This is a genomic window from Streptomyces sp. NPDC029169 (genome assembly GCF_055563935.1).
Genome location: NZ_JBVHXA010000006.1, coordinates 54,327 through 69,857 on the forward strand (window position 1 = coordinate 54,327; position 15,531 = coordinate 69,857).

Below are 15,531 nucleotides of genomic sequence, written 5' to 3' on the forward strand. Positions count from 1 at the left end.
GGCGTGTCAGCTCCTGCGGTTGCCGCCGACCAGGGCCTTGCCGGTCGGGATGCGGATCTCGTAGCGGCCATCGAGGGCGGCCGTGGCGCCTGCGGGCAGGTCCAGTCGCCAGACGCGGGTGCCCGGCGCGTGGCGGTCGGGCCCCGTGCCCTCCTCGGGTGTCGTCCAGTCGGCGCGTTCCTCGATCCGGACGTCCGGTTCGGACGTGACCGGCACTCGCTCGCGGACCTCGACCGTGACCGGCCTCGCGAGCCGGTTGGCCAGCTCCACGTGGACGCGGTGGTCGAGCACGGTGGTGTTGTTGCGCAGGCCGGCGGTCGACTCGTGCAGGTTCGTACGGCGGGTGACGCGGATGCCCTCGGCCGGTCCGAGACCCACCCGGCGGACACCGCCGGGCGCGAGCGTGGGCAGCGCGGCGGTCAGCAGGAACTCGTCGTCGACGGTGACCTCCACCGGGCCGGCCAGGAGCGCCTGGTCGGTGGCGTTGGAGAGCACCAGCGTCGCGTACACGGTCTGCTCCACGGACGGCACGCACAGGTACTCGGTGCGCAAGCCCACCGGGATCTCGCCGACGGTGACGGTGTGCCAGGTGCCGTCCGACGGAATGTCGGCGCGGGCGGTGGCGTCGAAGCGGTGGTCGAAGGAGCCCGCCGACACGCGGGGCCGCACGGCGTGTCCGGGCAGCGGCAGCGCGGCCACCGCTTCGGCGCGGCGGCGGTGCTCGTCCGCCACCGGGTCGTAGGGGGAGTCGGGGAACAGCCGTCCTCTGCGACCGCTCTGCTCCTCGGGGGCGGACAGGACGAGGGCGGCGTAGTCGAGTTCGGCGCCGCTCGGGCGCGGTGGACCGGCCACCGCTGCCGGAGGGGGTGGCGGAGCGGCGGCCCCGGGAGCCGCGGGGGCCATGGGGGCGGGGGCACCGGCGAAGCCGCCGCCACGCGGCCTGCCACCTGGCCTGCCTGCCGCGGCCGGCGGCGCGGGCATCGCGATGCGGAAGTCCTCCGAGGGAGCGCCCCCGGGCACCGGGAGTGCGCCCTGCGGAGCGCCGTAGCCCTGCGGCGGGGGAGGCGGCGGTGACGGTACGGAACGGTGGGCGGCGCCGACGGCGACGGGTGCTCCGGTCGGGGCCGGACGAGGGCCTGCCGCGTCGTAGGCGGAGAACAGGTCGGCGAGCCCCGCCGGGGGCTCGCGCCAGCCGGACGGCGCGGGGGCGGGCTGCCGGCGTCCGATCCGCAGGGAGCGGAGCTTCGGCAGGTCGGTGCGGCGCCCGAGATCGGCCGTGGCCAGGGCGATACGTACGCCGGTCCAGTCCTCGCCGGTCCGCTGGGCGACCGAGGCGCGCAGCACCAGACGGCCGCTGCCGTCGCCCTGACGGTGCGTGAGACGGTACGTCGGCACCCAGACGGCGCCCGGCACGCCGTACTCCAGCTCCACCTCCACGCCCCCGTCGTGGGCGCCGTCGAGGGTCAGGACCGCGCAGACCGTGGTCTCCACGTGCGCAGCCGGTGCGTCGGTGGAGGCGCGGGCGAGCCTGTCGGCGGCGCGGTCCAGCTCGTGCTCGACCTCGCGCAACGCCTCCTCCAGCTCGACGAGGCGCGCGTGCAGTGCCGTCAGCCGCTCGTCGACGAAGTCGGCGAGCTCCAGCCACGCGTCGACCGGGGTACGGCGGTGCGGGTCGTCGCGCTTGCGGGCGGGCGGGACCGGGCGGAGAGCGCTGACCTCCTGGATCAGGCTCAACTGCCGGTCCCTGCGTCCCTCGGCCGCCGCGTACGCGTCCCGCAGCCGCTCGACCTCGCGCCGCAGCGTGTCGGGCGTCCCCGTCGCGAGCGGCTCGGCCTCGACCTCCACCCGAGCCTCGGTGACGCGCACCCCGGCGGTGCCCAGAACACGGGCCCGCAGCGAACCCGGGTCCAGCGAACGGGGCAGACCCGTGACCCGGATCCGGCCGCCGGGAGGCACGCTGCCCCGGGCAAGGCGGCGGCAGAGCGCGCCCTGCGCGTAGACCACGACCGCATCGAGGGTCGATCCCCACCTGTGTGCCGGCTCAGTCGTCATGTGCTCCGCCCCCCGCGCCGCGTTCATGCTGAGCGCAGCCTACGCCCGACCGGTCGGCGCGTCCGCCTAAGCTGCCGTCCGGCACCGGCCTCGACCCAGGAGCGCACCTCATGTCCGACCCCGCCCAGAAGCCCCCGTACCCCGACGCCCTGCGACCGGACGACGCACCCGCACCGCACGCACTGCTCGCGCCGGTGATCGGTCTTTTGGGGACCTGGGCCGGCCAGGGCAGAGGCGGATATCCGACGCTCGACGACGAGTTCACGTACGCGCAGGAGGTCACCTTCAGCCACGACGGGCGGCCCTTCCTCCACTACGAGGCGCGCGCCTGGCTGCTCGACGTGGACGGCACCCCGCTGCGGCCGTCGGGCCGGGAGGCCGGCTGGTGGCGGCTCCAGCCCGATGGCCGCGTGGAGGCGCTGATCACCCAGCCCACCGGCATCGCGGAGATCCTGGTCGGCAGTGCCGTCGCCGGCACGGTCGACCTCACCAGCCACGGGGTGGCTCTCACGCCCACGGCCAAGGAGGTGAGGGCCACCCGCCGCCGCTACACGGTGGCGGACGAGGACACGCTCGACTTCGTCCACGACCTCGCGGCGGTCGGTCAGCCCCTCCAGCACCACCTGTCGGCCCGGCTCCGACGGAAGCCCTGACCAGGCGTCAGACGTCCTTCGCGGGCCGGTCGGCGTAGTCCTCGACCAGCTCGCCGATGAACGCGAGCAGAGCGTCGGCCCGGTGGCGGTCCTCGCGCTGGGCGCGCAGGGCCTCGTCCAATGCCCGGAGCCGGTCCAGGGCGGCCGGGACCCGGTCCCTCACCTCGTCGAGCAGCTGCGTGGTGACCAAGTCCATGCACGCGGTGAACAGGCGCCGGGTGGCCGGGGCGGGAGGAGCCGGGTCAGGGGCGGCGAAACCGGAGGTCAGGTACCGCACGGGCTCCGTGAGGCTCCAGCCGACGACGGTTCCGTGCTGGACCAGGAGCGCCACGTCTGGGGCGATGCCGATGCGGGCGTCCAGTGGTTCGTCCAGGACGTCGAGGTCGCGCAGGCAGGTCAGCACGGCGTCCCCGGGACCGCGGCACAGGTCAGAGGTCACCTCCAGGCGGAAGTCCCGGGTCTCGTCCGCGCGGAGACCGCCCGGGCGGACGGGGGGTGCGGCGGGAACGCGGGCGGAGTCCTCGGCGTCGGCGACCCAGGAGGGCAACTGGAACTCGGCGCCGACCAGGTCCTGGCCCGCCTTGTCGAATCGGAGTTCATCAGGCGTGTCCCACAGCCACGGCTGACTGCCGAAGGTTTCCAGAAGGAACCGCCCGCGTTCCTTGACGTCTGCGTACGTCGCGACGCGCACACGGAAGTCCCGAAAGTCGAAACGCGGTGTGATGTGCAGCGGATCGCCCGTCACCGTCGCGGTCCAGCCGTCGTCGATGGTGATTTTCATGGGGAATGCCACCTCATCTGATCTGTTCGGCGGGAGCCATGTAGCCGTTCTTGGCCGGAATCCTGCCCTCCACCACGTCTGTGTGCGTAATCGGCTTACCGGGATCGGTGGGCAGGCCGCCTAGCGCCTCGACCCCGGAAGGACCCTTGATCCCGGACGAACCGTATGCCGTGATGACGTTGCCCGCCCCCTGACGGTCGGCCCGGACCACCACGATGTCCTCACCCTGACGGAAGATCAGTTTTCCGCTGCCCGCAGTCGAGTGGTACACCGCGTCCGGCTTCTTGAGGATCTCCTTGACCATGTCCTCGGTGAAGCCATGGTCGTCTGCGTGGTAGTTGCCCGCCTTCTTCATCTTGCCGTCCTGCGCCCTCTGGATGACTGCGTCCAGGGCCTTGTGGGCGTCCTCCCTGGCCTTCTTTGCCTGCTCCTCCTTCGTGTACTTGGGCATGAGGCCCAGCGGGTCGCACCCGGTGTACGGGTTGTCCACGTAGGCGACGGGATTCGGGGCGGGAGCGAGGCCGAGGGGATCCGGGGAGGTGTAGCGGCCGCTCTCCGGGTCGTAGTGCCGGAAGTAGTTGTAGTGGAGGCCCGTCTCCGGGTCGAAGTACTGGCCGGGGAAGCGGAGCGGAGTGTACGTACTGCTGTCGCGGGCCCATGCGGTCGTGCCCCACAGCGTGGCCCGGGAGCGCCACGCGATGTCGCCGGACTCGTCGATCAGTTCCGTGGGAGTGCCGACGAGGTCCGTAGCGATGGCGAAGAACCGGCGGTCGATCTCCGCCTGGCGGCTGTCTGCCGTGAGGATGCGCTCGGTCTGGGCCAGGGGGACGACGTCCCGGTGGTCCCAGGTGAGGGCCACCGTGCGCGGATCATCCGGCTGGTGGGTGGTCTGTTCGCACAGGGTCAGGCCGTCCCAGGTGAACCGGACCTCCTCCACCACGCTCTCGCCGTCGGCCGCCAGGCGCTGCTTCGCGATGCGGCGTCCGAGCGGGTCGTAGCGGTACCTCCAGCGGGTCCCGTCGGGGGTGGTCACGGAGGTGAGGCGGTTCTCCGTGTCCCACGCGTAGCGCCAGGTGTCCGGCTTGCGGGAGAGACGGGTCTTCTGGCGCAGGGTGACCCGGCCGAGGGCGTCGTACTCGAAGCGGACGTCTCCCGCGCGCGTGATCCTCGTACCGGTGTAGGTACGTGAACCGGTGGCCTCGCCGCCCGGGTGACCGGACGGCCAGGAGGCCGAGGTCTGGTTGCCGGCGTCGTCGTAGGCGTACCGCTCCGTCCAGCCCTGGGCGTGGACGGCGGTGACCCGGCCGGCCCGGTCGAGGTCGAAGGTGCGGGTGCCCGACAGCCGGTCCGCGACGGAGGTCACGTGACCGTCCGCGCGGTAGGAGTAGGCGCGGCTGTTGACGTCGCGTCCCCCGGCGGTGATGTGCTGCGCGGAGAGGCGTCCGGCCTCGTCCCAGGCGGAGGTCACGGTGATCGCGTCGCCGAAGACCCGGGCCAGCTCGCGTCCGGCGGAGTCGTGGGTGAAGTCGACGTGCCGGCCGCCGGTGGTGAGACGGCGGGCCTGCCCGTCGGCGCCGTAGGCGTAGGAGGTGACGTGACCTGTCGGCGTGGTGCGGCGCGTACGGCGGCCCAGGACGTCGTACGCGTACAGGATCGGGCGGCCGTCGACCAGTTCCGTCTTGGTGAGACCGCGACGGTCGTACTGGTAGCGCAGTTCGCCGTCCGGTCCGGATGCCTCCAGCAGGCGACCGGCCCTGTCGTAGGCGTAGGTCGTCACCCGGCCGTCGACGTCCTTGCGGATCGCACGGCCGAGCTGGTCGCGCTCGAAGGCGATGGTGCCGCCGAGCGCGTCGGTGCGGGCGGTGAGACGGCCGGCGGCGTCCACCCGGTAGGTGAGGGTGCGGCCGTCGAAGTCGGTCTCGGAGGCGATGTCGCCCGCGGCGTCGTACGCGTAACTCCAGCTCAGCCCCTGGGGGTTGACCACGCGGGTCAGGCGCAGCTCGGCGTCGTGCTCGAACTCGTACCGCCCGCCGTCGGGGCGCGTGCGGGCGACCGGCAGGTCGAAGTGGGTGTACTCGAAGTGGGAGACGCCGCCGGACGCGTCGGTGTGGGCGAGCAGGTTGCCCTCGCCGTCGTACGTCCACGACTCCGTGGCGCCGTCGGGGCCCGTACGGCGCGCGAGCCGGCCGTCCGCGTCCCACTCCAGGTGCGTGACCCCGCCCACCGGGTCGGTGACGCGGACCGGGCGGCCGAGGGCATCGCGCTCGGTGCGGGTGACGGCACCGGCCGGGTCGGTCACCTCCACGGGCAGACCCGCCGCGTCGCACACCACGCGGGTCGTCGCCCCGAGGGCGTCGGTGAGGGAGGTGAGCCGGCCGGCGTGGTCGTAGGTGTAGCGGGTGGTGGTGCCGGCCTCGTCGGTGACCGCCGTGCGGTTGCCGCGTTCGTCGTACTCGTGGACCGTGCGGGTCCCGTCCGCGCCGAAGACCTCCATCGGACGTCCGAACGGGTCGCGCACGGTGCGCAGTTCGCTTCCGTCGGGGCGTACGGCGGCGATCAGCCGGTCGTGCTCGTCGTACGAGAAGGCGGTGGTGAGACCCAGCGGGTCGGTGCGGGTCAGGGTGTTGCCGCGCGGGTCGTGGGTGAACCGGGTGGTGTGGCCGAGCGGGTCGGTGACGGACACGAGACGGCAGCCGGGGGCGTACTCGTAGCGGGTCGCGTGCCCGGCCGCGGTGGTGAGCGTGGTGGTGTGCCGGCCCGTCCCCGGTTCGGGTTCGGTGTACGCCAGGGTGATCTGGACGTGGCCCGCCTCGCCGCCCTCGGCCACGACACGGTCGCGGTCGTCGTAGACGTAGTCGTAGCGGCTTCCGTTGGAGTCGATCCAGGCGATGACACGGCGGCGCTCGTCGTACACGAACGTGGTGGTGGCGCCCGACGGCTTGGTGACGGCGGTGAGGTTGCCGTCCTGGTAGCCGTAGCGCATCAGCGGCAGATCCGCGCCGCCCTCGCCCGCGCCGGCCAGGGACAGCGCGGTGACCAGGCCGTCGGCGGAGGACAGCTTCACATGGTGCCCCGCCGAGTGCACCAGGGCGAGCGGCAGGCCGTCCTCGGCACGGTCGACGGTGAGGAAGTGGCCGTTGCGTTCGCTGATCCCGGACAGCCAGGCGTCGCCGTCGCCGCCCGGCTCGCTGCCGGACGGCGCGGAGAAGTGGAAGACCAGGCCGCTGTCGGGGTCGGTGACCGTGTAGTCGCCGTCGGCGTCACGGGCAAGCAGGGTGCGGGCCCGGCCCGTCTCCGGCCGGGTGGGCGCGCCGGGGACCGGGTGCGGGTACGGGACCAGGAGCCCTTCGGCGGTGACGTGGACGACACCGACGGCGTCGATCTCCAGTCGCTCGTCGACGGTGGACGTCCAGGCGGGACCCAGGAAGCGGCCGACCGCGCAAGCGGACTCGGTGCGGCGGGTGAAGACCAGCGGCAGGATGCCGGGCAGTTGGACATCGGTCTGGGGCAGGAACATCCGGCCCGTGGCGAGGTCCACCGGGTCGCCGCCGGCGTCGCGGTCGCCGTCCGGGATGCGGTGGGTGCCGTCGGGGGAGTCGTCGACCAGCTTGCGCGCCTTCGCGGCGTCCGCCATCTGCTCGGCGATGCGTACGCCCTTCACCACGGCGCCGCCACCGCCGGTGGCCACGGTCAGTGCCGCGTCGGGCAGCAGACGGCCGAATCCCTCGTACGGGTCCTTCATGAAGTCGCTGATCATCTGACGGCCGGTGCCCACCGGGTCGTTGACGGCGACCACAAGACCCGCCGCGAGGCTGTTCAGCGAGGTGGCGTACTCGGCCGGATGCGTGAGGTTGTACGAGTCCAGGGGGTTGATCCCGCGGACGAAGTTCAACAGGCCCGCGGTGCCCTTGATGGCGCCGCCGCCGACGTGGTCCCCCATGATCTGCAGTTCCTGGAGCCCCTGGCCCAACTGCTGGGCGTACGACGGCTTCTCCGGGGCCTTGTCACGCGCGGCGCGGACCGCGGTGCGCGCGGTCTCCGCGGCCGTGTTCCGCTGCTTACGGGCCTCGGCAAGGATCTCCTGCGCCTCCTCCATCAACTTCTTGCCGGGGTCCGCGAACGTCGCGGCGGGCCGGGGAGGAAGCGTCGAGGGGTCGCGCTTGTCGGCGGGCTGGGCGTTGTACCGGTCGACCGCGCTGTTGAAGTCGTCGACCTTCTTGCGGTGCGCGTCGGCGGCGTCCGCAGAGGCCTTGGTGCCCTCCTTCCACTTCTCGATCGCCGTCTGCGCCCGCCCCTGCGCCCAGGTGACCGTGCCGGCGAACGCCCACAGCGCGCCGGCCGCCTTCTCCAAGGCGTCGGCTCCGGTGAACCACTTGGGCGGCTGGGTGCGCACGGCGGCCCGCAGCGCCTCGGCCGCCTCGCCCTTCAGCTGGGAGGAGTCGAGGCCCCTGAGGCCCTCGGCGGAGCTTTCGAAGGCCGACTGGAAGCCGCGGAGCTTCTTGGCGGTGGAGATGAGCTTGTCGGGGCTGCCGTAGATCAACTTGGTCTTGTCCTCGGTCTGCCCGAGATCCATCTCGTCGACCTCGGCGCCCATCCGGTTGGCGACCGAACGGGACTGCTCCCGCACCCAGTCCGCACCGGACTCCCATCCGACGTCGTCCAGCCGGTCGGCGGTCCAGTTGCCGGCGTCCTCGACCCGGTTGCCGACCCACTCGACGCCCTCCTCGACCGCGTCCTCGACCACGTCGGGCGTGACATCACTGATGAAGTCGCCGATACCCATGTTCAGTTCCCCCCGGAGTCACCCTGCTGCTCGGCCTGTTTGGCGCGCTCCTCAGGAGACGGGCCGAACGTGTCGTCCAGTGCCTGGTTCCACTGGTCGTCGGAGATCCCGAGCGCCTCGTTGAGCAGCGCCGACTGCCGTCCGCCCTGGCCCTCGGTGAGGACCGTGCGGCCGGTGTCCTTCCACGTCTGGGCCATCTCCTGACCGGCCTTGTCCCACGACTCGGCGCTCCAGTCCGGGTTCAGGGCGTCCGGTGTGAAGACATCGCCCCAGTTCTGCTTGGTGATCTCCTCCTCGGTGGCGTGCGGGTTGCCGCCCATCACCGAGTTGACGCCCACCTTCAGCGCGCCCTCGACGTACTGGTCGTGCTCCCACTGGGTGCCCGCCGCCAGGCCGAGCCGGTTCGCGATTCCGCTGGCATCGGCCACCAGAGCGCGTACGCCCCACTCCCAGCGCTCGCAGAAGTCCTCGAAGTCGACCGAGAGACCGTGGTGCCCGGCCTCCATCCCGGTCATCGCGAGCTCCGAGAAGCCCTTGCCCATCACCGAACCGGTCGCGCCGCCGAGGTCGCCGAGCTGGTCGATGATCGCGCCCACGCCCTGCGTGAACTTCGCGACGGACGCCTTGTCGAACTGGATGTCACCGTCACCGCCCATGGCCGCGCCCCTCCTCCGCGACACCTGCGTCCACGGCGACGCCATCCGGAACGACGCCGAGGACCGGCGGGAAGAACATCGACCCGTCCTCGGTGCCGATGTCGACGGCGAGGCCGGCGGGCTCGTCCAGGGACGGCACGACCTCGTCGACGATGCGCGCGCCCAGCAGCGCCGCGTAGTCCATGGGCCGGTCCCCGGTTCCGCGGAGCTCGGCGAACCGGGCGAGCGCGGCCTCGTCCGTGAACCCGCAGATCCACCGCACCCCGCCCGAGTGGGCCGACCAGAGACCGCCGCCGTCCGTCGGCACCAGAAGCACCGAGCGCCGCATCTCCCCGACCAGCGCGCGAGGGTCGCCGATCCCCCTTCGCTGCTCGGCGATGCGCTCCGCGAGCACTGTCCTTGCCTGCTCCACGGGCTCTCCCCTCGTCCTCGGCCACTGGCGGCACCCTGGTTCAGGACGCGCGCCGGGGGAGATTCGGTTCTCCCCCGGAACAGGGTGCCGGGGCCGTGCCCTCGGAGGAAGGTGGCGTCAGAGGAAGTCGGCGAGGCCCGAGAGAAGCCGGTCGACGTCGTCGGTCGTGTTGTACGGCGCCAAACCGGCCCGCAGGGCGGGGCCCTCCAGCTTCATCGCGGCGAAGGGCTCGTGCGCGTAGAACTGCCCGGCGGTGGCCAGGACGTCGCGGGCGGCCAGGTGGAGCTGGGCCTCCCGCGGGTCGCGGCCTTCGAGAGTCATCAGGAGCGTCGGGGTGCGGTCCTGGGCCTTCGAGTGCAGCGTGACGGCGTCGCCCAGATCCCGAAGACCCTCCTCAAGCCTCGTACACAGCGTCAGTTCGTGCTCGTGCAGGGAGGTCAGGGACCGCGTCAGCCGCTCCCGGCGCGTGACGCCTGCGCCGGGGTCCAGCGCGGCGAGGAAGTCCACCGCGGCGCGGGCGCCCGCCAGGATCTCGTACGGCAGCGTGCCGAACTCGAAGCGCTCCGGCACGGCGTCCGAGGACGGCAGGAGCTTGTCCGGGCGGAGGGTTTCGAGGAGTTCCGGCGCTCCGGCGAGCACGCCGCAGTGCGGGCCGAGGAACTTGTACGGCGAGCACACGAACAGGTCCGCCCCCAGCGCGGGCACGTCCACGAGGTGGTGAGCCGCGTAGTGCACCCCGTCCACGTACACCAGCGCGCCCACCTCGTGGGCCAGGTCGGCGATCCGGCGGACGGGCGGCTTGGTGCCCAGGACGTTCGAGGCCGCGGTGACCGCGACCACCCGGGTCCGGGGCGAGAGGGCCAGCTCGTACGACTCCAGGTCGAGCTCCGCCGTCTCCCGGTCGATCTCGATCCAGCGGACCGTCACTCCCGTGTGCTCGGCCGCCTGGACCCAGGGGCGGACGTTGGTGTCGTGGTCCAGGCGGCTCACGATGATCTCGTCACCCGTCTGCCAGCCCTTGGCCAGGGTGCGGGAGAAGTCGTACGTGAGCTGGGTGGCGCTGCGCCCGTGGACGATGCCGCTCGCGGGCATGTGGAGCAGGTCGGCGTAGGCGGCGCGGAAGTCCGCGACGGACTGCTCGGCGTTGAGCTCGGAGGGGCTGACCGTTCCCCGGTTGGAGAGGGGCCCGGTGAGCGTCGCGGCGATGGCCTCGGCGACGGGGCGCGGGGTCTGCGTACCGCCCGGCCCGTCGAAGAAGGCGAGTCCGTGGTCGAGGGAGGGGAAGTGGGCCCGGAGTGCGGTGACGTCGATGGGCATGGCCTCGGCTTTCTGTCGGACGGCTCGTCATGGGGGGCTGGGTCGCGGGATGCCGTGGGACGGGGCACGACCCCCGGTGCCGGGCCGTCGGACGGGGCGCCGGCACCGGGGGTACGGGTTCTGGGCCGGACTACTCGGTCACGCCGGGCGTGCTGGCCTCCCGTACGACGCCGGAGGTGGCGACGCCGGCCGGTCGGACGCCGGACTGCGCGCCGGCGGACGGCTGCCGCAGGCTGCCGAGGTCGTGCGCGTACGTGCCGACCGCGTTTGCGATGACGTCGATATTGCGCTCGAACGCCGTCATGCTGATGTTGCCGAGGGTGTCGCCGGCGGCGTGGTAGTTCGGGTCGAACGCGACCCCCGCCGTTCCGCCGAACTTCTCCGCCTCGGCAGGCGACTTGAGCGCCTCCGCGCCGGCGAACGTACCGCCGGAGGGGATGCCGGCGGTGACGAACGGGCCGTAGTCGAAGCGGGCGACGAACGGCGTGCCGGCGTGCGGCAGTCCCTTCCTGCCGAGGAACGCGGTGATGTCGCGCTCGAGTCGGTCGGAGCCCGCCGGGGCGGTCTGCGTGTTGGCGCCGTCCGAGTTGTCGCCGTCGTACACGAACAGGCCGTGGTTCGCCGAGGCGATCAGCTCGAAGTTGAGGTAGAGCTTGATCTCCTGCCGGTCGAGCGGCGTGAGGTTCGCGACGTAGTGGTGGGAGCCGACCAGGCCGCTCTCCGCGGCCGACCACCAGGCGAAGCGCACCTTGTTCCGCGGGTGCTTCTCCTTCTTGGCCAGCTTCAGCGCGACGTCGAGCAGCCCGGCGGAGCCGGAGCCGTTGTCGTTGATGCCCGGACCCGCGAGCACCGAGTCCAGCGAGGCCCCGAGCATCACGGTGTCGGCGGCGTTGCCGCTCTTCGTCTCGGCGATCACGTTGTTGGTGGAACGCTTCTCCTGGAGCTGGCGGATCTCGAAGGAGAGGGTCACCGGGCCCTGGGCGAGGTCGGCGGCGAGCTTCTCGCCCTCGGCCTTGCTGATGCCGCCGGTGGGTATCTTCGCGGCGGCCGGGTCGCCGAGGGTGCCCGAGAGCGGACCGTATCCGGCGTCGATGTTGTTGTAGATGAGGGCGCCGGTCGCGCCGGCGGCGGCGGCCTGCTGCTGCTTGGTGGCGAAGGAGCAGCCGCCGCGCCTGATGAGCGCGATCCTGCCGGTGAAGGAGCCCGTGGCGTAGTCGCCTGGCTCGCAGCCGGTGGTGCCGTCGGCGTCGACCGGGACGGCCGCCACCTCGGCCGTGACTCCGCCGACCGGTGTCGACGTGGTGTACGTCAGCGCCCTGATCTCGATGTCGCGCGGGGCGGGCGTGACGGTGGAGAGCTTCTCGGCCAGCGTCTGGGTGTAGACGAAGTCGAACCTCTGGTACGAGACGTTGTACCCGGCCTTCTTCAGCTGCTGGTAGACGTACGCGGCCGAAGCGTCGTGCCCCAGCGAGCCGGCGACGCGGTGACCGCCCGCCGAGTCGGCTATCGCCTGGAACTTCTGGAGGTGCTTGAAGGCACCCTCGGCGGACGCGTCGCGAACGAGCGCCTTCGAGAGCGCGGCGGCGTCCTGGCCCGGCCTGTCCTGCTGGGAGGAGGCGGGTGAGGCGGAGGCCAGGAGGAGCGGGGTCGCGAGAGCGGCTGCGGCCAGGGTGGCCGCGGCTCTGAGACGGGATGCGTTCACAGAGGTCCTTCCCGGTGCGAACGAGGTTGAGGGGAAGCTAGCGATCTCTGGGGGGTTCTGTGAACACATGTGCCCTAACTCGCTGCATTTCAGCCATAGTTGTGGCGCTCTCGTGAAGGACTCGTGAGGCGTGGCGAGGCATGGGTGAGGTGGGGACGCGGGGGGTCCGGGCGCCCGGCCGACCCGCTGCTTCAGCCCGTGGGGGACTGCGAGGGTTCCGCGCCGCTCTCTCCCGACAGCAGGAAATGCTCGTGGGCGAGCCGGCGCAACGCGGACATGGCGAGGCCGCCGAGCGCGGTGACGGCGACCAGGCTTGTCGCGGCGCTCTCCGGATCGTCCTGCTCGTTGAGGATTTGCACCTCGAGCCGGGCAATCCCCTCCAGTTGTTCGGCATAGGCGTGGAACAGCCGTGGAATGTCGTGGTGATCGAGCGATTTGCAGGCGATGGCGACCTGACAGAGCGTCTGCCAGGCGGGGTTGTCGGGACTCACCTGCCAGCCCCGGCCCCGGATCAGCGCGGACACGCTGGCCTCGGCCCATTCCCACTCCTGATCGGTCGACGCGGAGCCGGGTGTGGGTAAGGCGTACTGAGTGATGCGCAGAAGTTCGGCGGCCGGTGGTCGTTCTTCTTCGACATGGCGTACGAGTCTGCGCACCTCGGCGTGCGGGAGGCCTCCGATATTCAGGAGTGCCTTTACCAGTGCAACCCTGCGCACATGCGATTCATCGTATTTCGGAAGTGTAGGAAGGAGTTCCAGGTCCTGATACGACCGCAGTGTGCGGACGGGGACATTGGTCCTGCGGCTCAGAGCGGAGAGCTGTGTCATATTCCATCGGCTTTCAGTCGGGTCCTTACGACGGCGTGCTTCGCGACTGGGCAGGGAATTCGAGGCCGCGGTGACCTTATGCGGCGCGAATGCGGGGGCACAAGGCGTGTCCGTCGTTCGCTCGGGAGGCGGCGCCCAGTCGGCCGGAAACGGCTGTTGGCGTCTGCGCCGCATTGACGGGTGGTGAGGGATCGTCCGGTGGTGTCAGGCCGCCCCCGCCACGGTGTTCCGCCGGTGTTCGCCCGTCGCACCGCTGGTGTTCGGCGGACCTTCGGTGGTCCTTGGGCAGACCGGAAGTCGATATGCCGGATGTTCGTCGCCGTCCGAGTTCTTTCGGAGGATTTGTGTCGCTCGTCAATGGCACCTGGAAGTGTGGATTCCGTGGACGCGCCACTTGACGTCCTTTTGGTGGTACGGCATGATCATGGCGATCTCCGGCATTTCTCTCCGTTTTGCACCGTCTGTGTGCCGAGGGAGCCGGCGGAGAGGATGGGCATAGGGGAGGGGGAGACGTGTCCGACACGTCGGCGCGGGGAAAGCCGCGGCACGGTCCTTGTGTCGAAGACGAGGAGCCGGCCGCGCAATTACTCGCCTGCGAGGCCGAGTTGCTCGAAGCTTATCGGAGCAGGCTCGTCGAACAACGCAATCCGCTGGGGCTGAACATGGAAGCCTGGGATTCCGTTTGTGACCGGGTTCACGGAATCCTGACCGAATGCCGTGACACCCCGGGGAGTGGCGAGGCCGGGCCATCGGGCGAGCCGCGACCCGTGCGGCCCACGGGCCCGCAGGGGGCGGGCCGGATCGCGCCGGGAACGGTGCCGGTCCACGCCGTGCGCGCGGGGTCCCTGCTGGTCGAGGTCGTCGCGGAGTTCCTGGAGCGCCTCACGCCGCCGCTGTCCGGCGAGGCCGGAAGGATCCGGCTGCTGGCACGGGTTCAGGCGGCGGTCACACGCTCCGTGACGGACTGCGCGTACGAGCACGACCTCCATCTGCTCGATGTCGTACGGGACTCCACACGGCGCAGCCGCGACGCGATGGCGAGGGAGATCCACGACCGGATCGGCAGCACGGCCGGCCTCGCCCTGCGCCAGCTGGAGCTCTACGAACTCACCCACAACGTCTCCTCGGCGACGGACCCCCGGCTCGACAGCCTGAAGCAGGCCATCCTGGAGACGATGCACACCACCCGGGACATCGTCACCGAACTCCGGACGGGCGCCCACTCCACCGGCTCCCTCAAGGCGGCGTTGTCCGCCTTCGTCACCGCCATGGCGATCGAGAGACCCGTGGTGGAGATACGCGTCGAGGGCGACGACGGCTCCCTGCCGGACGGCACCGGCGAGAACCTCTTCCTCGTCCTGCGCGAATGCCTCCGCAACGCCCTGGCGCACGCCCACGCCTCCCGGGTGACCCTCGACATACGCGGTGACGGGCCCCGATTACGGGCGTGTGTGAGCGACGACGGAGTCGGCCTTCCCCCGGAGAGGGAGTTCGGCAACGGCCTGGCCTCCGTGGCGGAACGGATCCGGCTCCTGGGCGGCCGGATGGAGATCGAGAGTGCTCCGGGACAGGGCACGACACTCGTGTTCTCGGTGCCGACGGGCGAGGAGTGGCATGCGGACGCCCGATGAGCACAGGCCGTCGAGGGCGGGCGAGCCGATCCGTATCGTCGCGGTCGACGACCACTCCCTCCTGCGCGACGCCCTCTGCCAGCTGCTCGACGTCGAGCACGACCTGCGCGTCGTGGCCGAGGCCGACACCTCCGTGGGGCTCGGCGACCTGGTGGCGCGTACCGGGGCGCACGTGGTCCTGCTCGACGTGGAGATGCCCCATCACCACGCGCCCACCGTGGTCAGCGAGCTGACGGCGCGCTTCCCGCGGCTGCGGGTGCTGATGCTGTCGATGCACGACCACGGCCCGCTCGTGCACGAGCTGCTCGCCCGCGGGGCCCATGGCTATGTGCACAAGAGCGCCCCTCGTGCGTCGCTGCTGTCCGCCATCCGCGGCGTCATGGCGCGCGACCCGCAGGTCATGATCGCCCTGCCGTGCAGCGCCACGCCGGGAACCGCGTTCCGTGGCGCTGCCGGGCAGCCCCTCTCGCCCCGCGAACGAGAGGTCCTCACCCATGTCGCCGACGCGCTGAGCAACCGTCAGATCGCCAAGGCGCTGGGCATCAGCGAGGCGACCGTGAAGCGGCACCTGCGGAACATCTTCGAGAAGCTGGGCGCGGCCTCGCGCATCGGGGCCGTCAACAGGGCCGTGGAGGCACGGCTCATCGACCCCGCGGGGAAGGGTAAGCAATACGCCTTAAGGAGCATGCCCGATGCTCCCTGAAGGGCCTGGTGCCG

11 protein-coding genes are annotated in these 15,531 nt (G+C 71.5%); 3 read left to right on the forward strand and 8 right to left on the reverse strand.

Annotated elements, in window-relative coordinates; genetic code table 11:
- Positions 1–6: 6 nt before the first annotated feature.
- Positions 7–2,052, reverse strand: coding sequence for a DUF4139 domain-containing protein (locus ACZ4VI_RS13560; protein ID WP_467999361.1), 2,046 nt, complete (start codon positions 2,050–2,052; stop codon positions 7–9).
- Between the two features lie 110 nt (positions 2,053–2,162).
- On the opposite strand from ACZ4VI_RS13560, the gene ACZ4VI_RS13565 reads away from it, so the two are divergent.
- A complete protein-coding gene (locus ACZ4VI_RS13565; protein ID WP_467999362.1) occupies positions 2,163–2,705 on the forward strand; it encodes a nitrobindin family protein in 543 nt (180 codons plus the stop codon).
- 7 nt (positions 2,706–2,712) lie between these two features.
- Here ACZ4VI_RS13565 and ACZ4VI_RS13570 read toward each other — a convergent pair whose 3' ends face one another.
- The 7 genes from ACZ4VI_RS13570 to ACZ4VI_RS13600 form a co-directional block, all read right to left on the reverse strand.
- Positions 2,713–3,486 (reverse strand): hypothetical protein, encoded by a 774-nt coding sequence (locus ACZ4VI_RS13570; RefSeq protein ID WP_467999363.1) that lies wholly within the window; start codon positions 3,484–3,486, stop codon positions 2,713–2,715.
- 13 nt (positions 3,487–3,499) lie between these two features.
- Positions 3,500–8,269 (reverse strand): putative T7SS-secreted protein, encoded by a 4,770-nt coding sequence (locus ACZ4VI_RS13575; RefSeq protein WP_467999364.1) that lies wholly within the window; start codon positions 8,267–8,269, stop codon positions 3,500–3,502.
- Between the two features lie 2 nt (positions 8,270–8,271).
- Entirely contained in the window at positions 8,272–8,925 is a 654-nt protein-coding gene (locus ACZ4VI_RS13580; RefSeq protein ID WP_467999365.1) for a hypothetical protein, read from the reverse strand.
- The gene (locus ACZ4VI_RS13585) at positions 8,915–9,337 is read right to left on the reverse strand and encodes a hypothetical protein (RefSeq protein ID WP_467999366.1); all 423 of its coding nucleotides are present in this window, start codon (positions 9,335–9,337) and stop codon (positions 8,915–8,917) included. Before ACZ4VI_RS13585 ends, ACZ4VI_RS13580 begins: the two co-directional genes overlap by 11 nt.
- Before the next feature lie 117 nt (positions 9,338–9,454).
- Positions 9,455–10,654: a cysteine desulfurase-like protein gene (locus ACZ4VI_RS13590; protein ID WP_467999367.1), complete on the reverse strand. Its 1,200-nt coding sequence runs from the start codon at positions 10,652–10,654 to the stop codon at positions 9,455–9,457.
- 130 nt (positions 10,655–10,784) lie between these two features.
- Positions 10,785–12,356 (reverse strand): M28 family peptidase, encoded by a 1,572-nt coding sequence (locus tag ACZ4VI_RS13595; protein ID WP_467999368.1) that lies wholly within the window; start codon positions 12,354–12,356, stop codon positions 10,785–10,787.
- 191 nt (positions 12,357–12,547) lie between these two features.
- Entirely contained in the window at positions 12,548–13,183 is a 636-nt protein-coding gene (locus tag ACZ4VI_RS13600) for a MerR family transcriptional regulator (protein WP_467999369.1), read from the reverse strand.
- Positions 13,184–13,950: 767 nt separating this feature from the next.
- Here ACZ4VI_RS13600 and ACZ4VI_RS13605 point away from each other — a divergent pair.
- The gene (locus ACZ4VI_RS13605) at positions 13,951–14,814 is read left to right on the forward strand and encodes a sensor histidine kinase (RefSeq protein ID WP_467999370.1); all 864 of its coding nucleotides are present in this window, start codon (positions 13,951–13,953) and stop codon (positions 14,812–14,814) included.
- Positions 14,798–15,517 carry a LuxR C-terminal-related transcriptional regulator gene (locus ACZ4VI_RS13610; protein WP_467999371.1) on the forward strand — a complete coding sequence of 240 codons (720 nt, stop codon included), beginning with the start codon at positions 14,798–14,800 and terminating at the stop codon, positions 15,515–15,517. Before ACZ4VI_RS13605 ends, ACZ4VI_RS13610 begins: the two co-directional genes overlap by 17 nt.
- Positions 15,518–15,531 lie beyond the last annotated feature (14 nt).

Coding starts and splice junctions, on each gene's coding strand:
- ACZ4VI_RS13575 (WP_467999364.1), bottom strand. CDS start 8,269: ATGGGTATCGGCGACTTCATCAGTGATGTCACGCCCGACGTGGTCGAG.
- ACZ4VI_RS13610 (WP_467999371.1), top strand. CDS start 14,798: ATGCGGACGCCCGATGAGCACAGGCCGTCGAGGGCGGGCGAGCCGATC.
- ACZ4VI_RS13560 (WP_467999361.1), bottom strand. CDS start 2,052: ATGACGACTGAGCCGGCACACAGGTGGGGATCGACCCTCGATGCGGTC.
- ACZ4VI_RS13580 (WP_467999365.1), bottom strand. CDS start 8,925: ATGGGCGGTGACGGTGACATCCAGTTCGACAAGGCGTCCGTCGCGAAG.
- ACZ4VI_RS13590 (WP_467999367.1), bottom strand. CDS start 10,654: ATGCCCATCGACGTCACCGCACTCCGGGCCCACTTCCCCTCCCTCGAC.
- ACZ4VI_RS13565 (WP_467999362.1), top strand. CDS start 2,163: ATGTCCGACCCCGCCCAGAAGCCCCCGTACCCCGACGCCCTGCGACCG.
- ACZ4VI_RS13570 (WP_467999363.1), bottom strand. CDS start 3,486: ATGAAAATCACCATCGACGACGGCTGGACCGCGACGGTGACGGGCGAT.
- ACZ4VI_RS13600 (WP_467999369.1), bottom strand. CDS start 13,183: ATGACACAGCTCTCCGCTCTGAGCCGCAGGACCAATGTCCCCGTCCGC.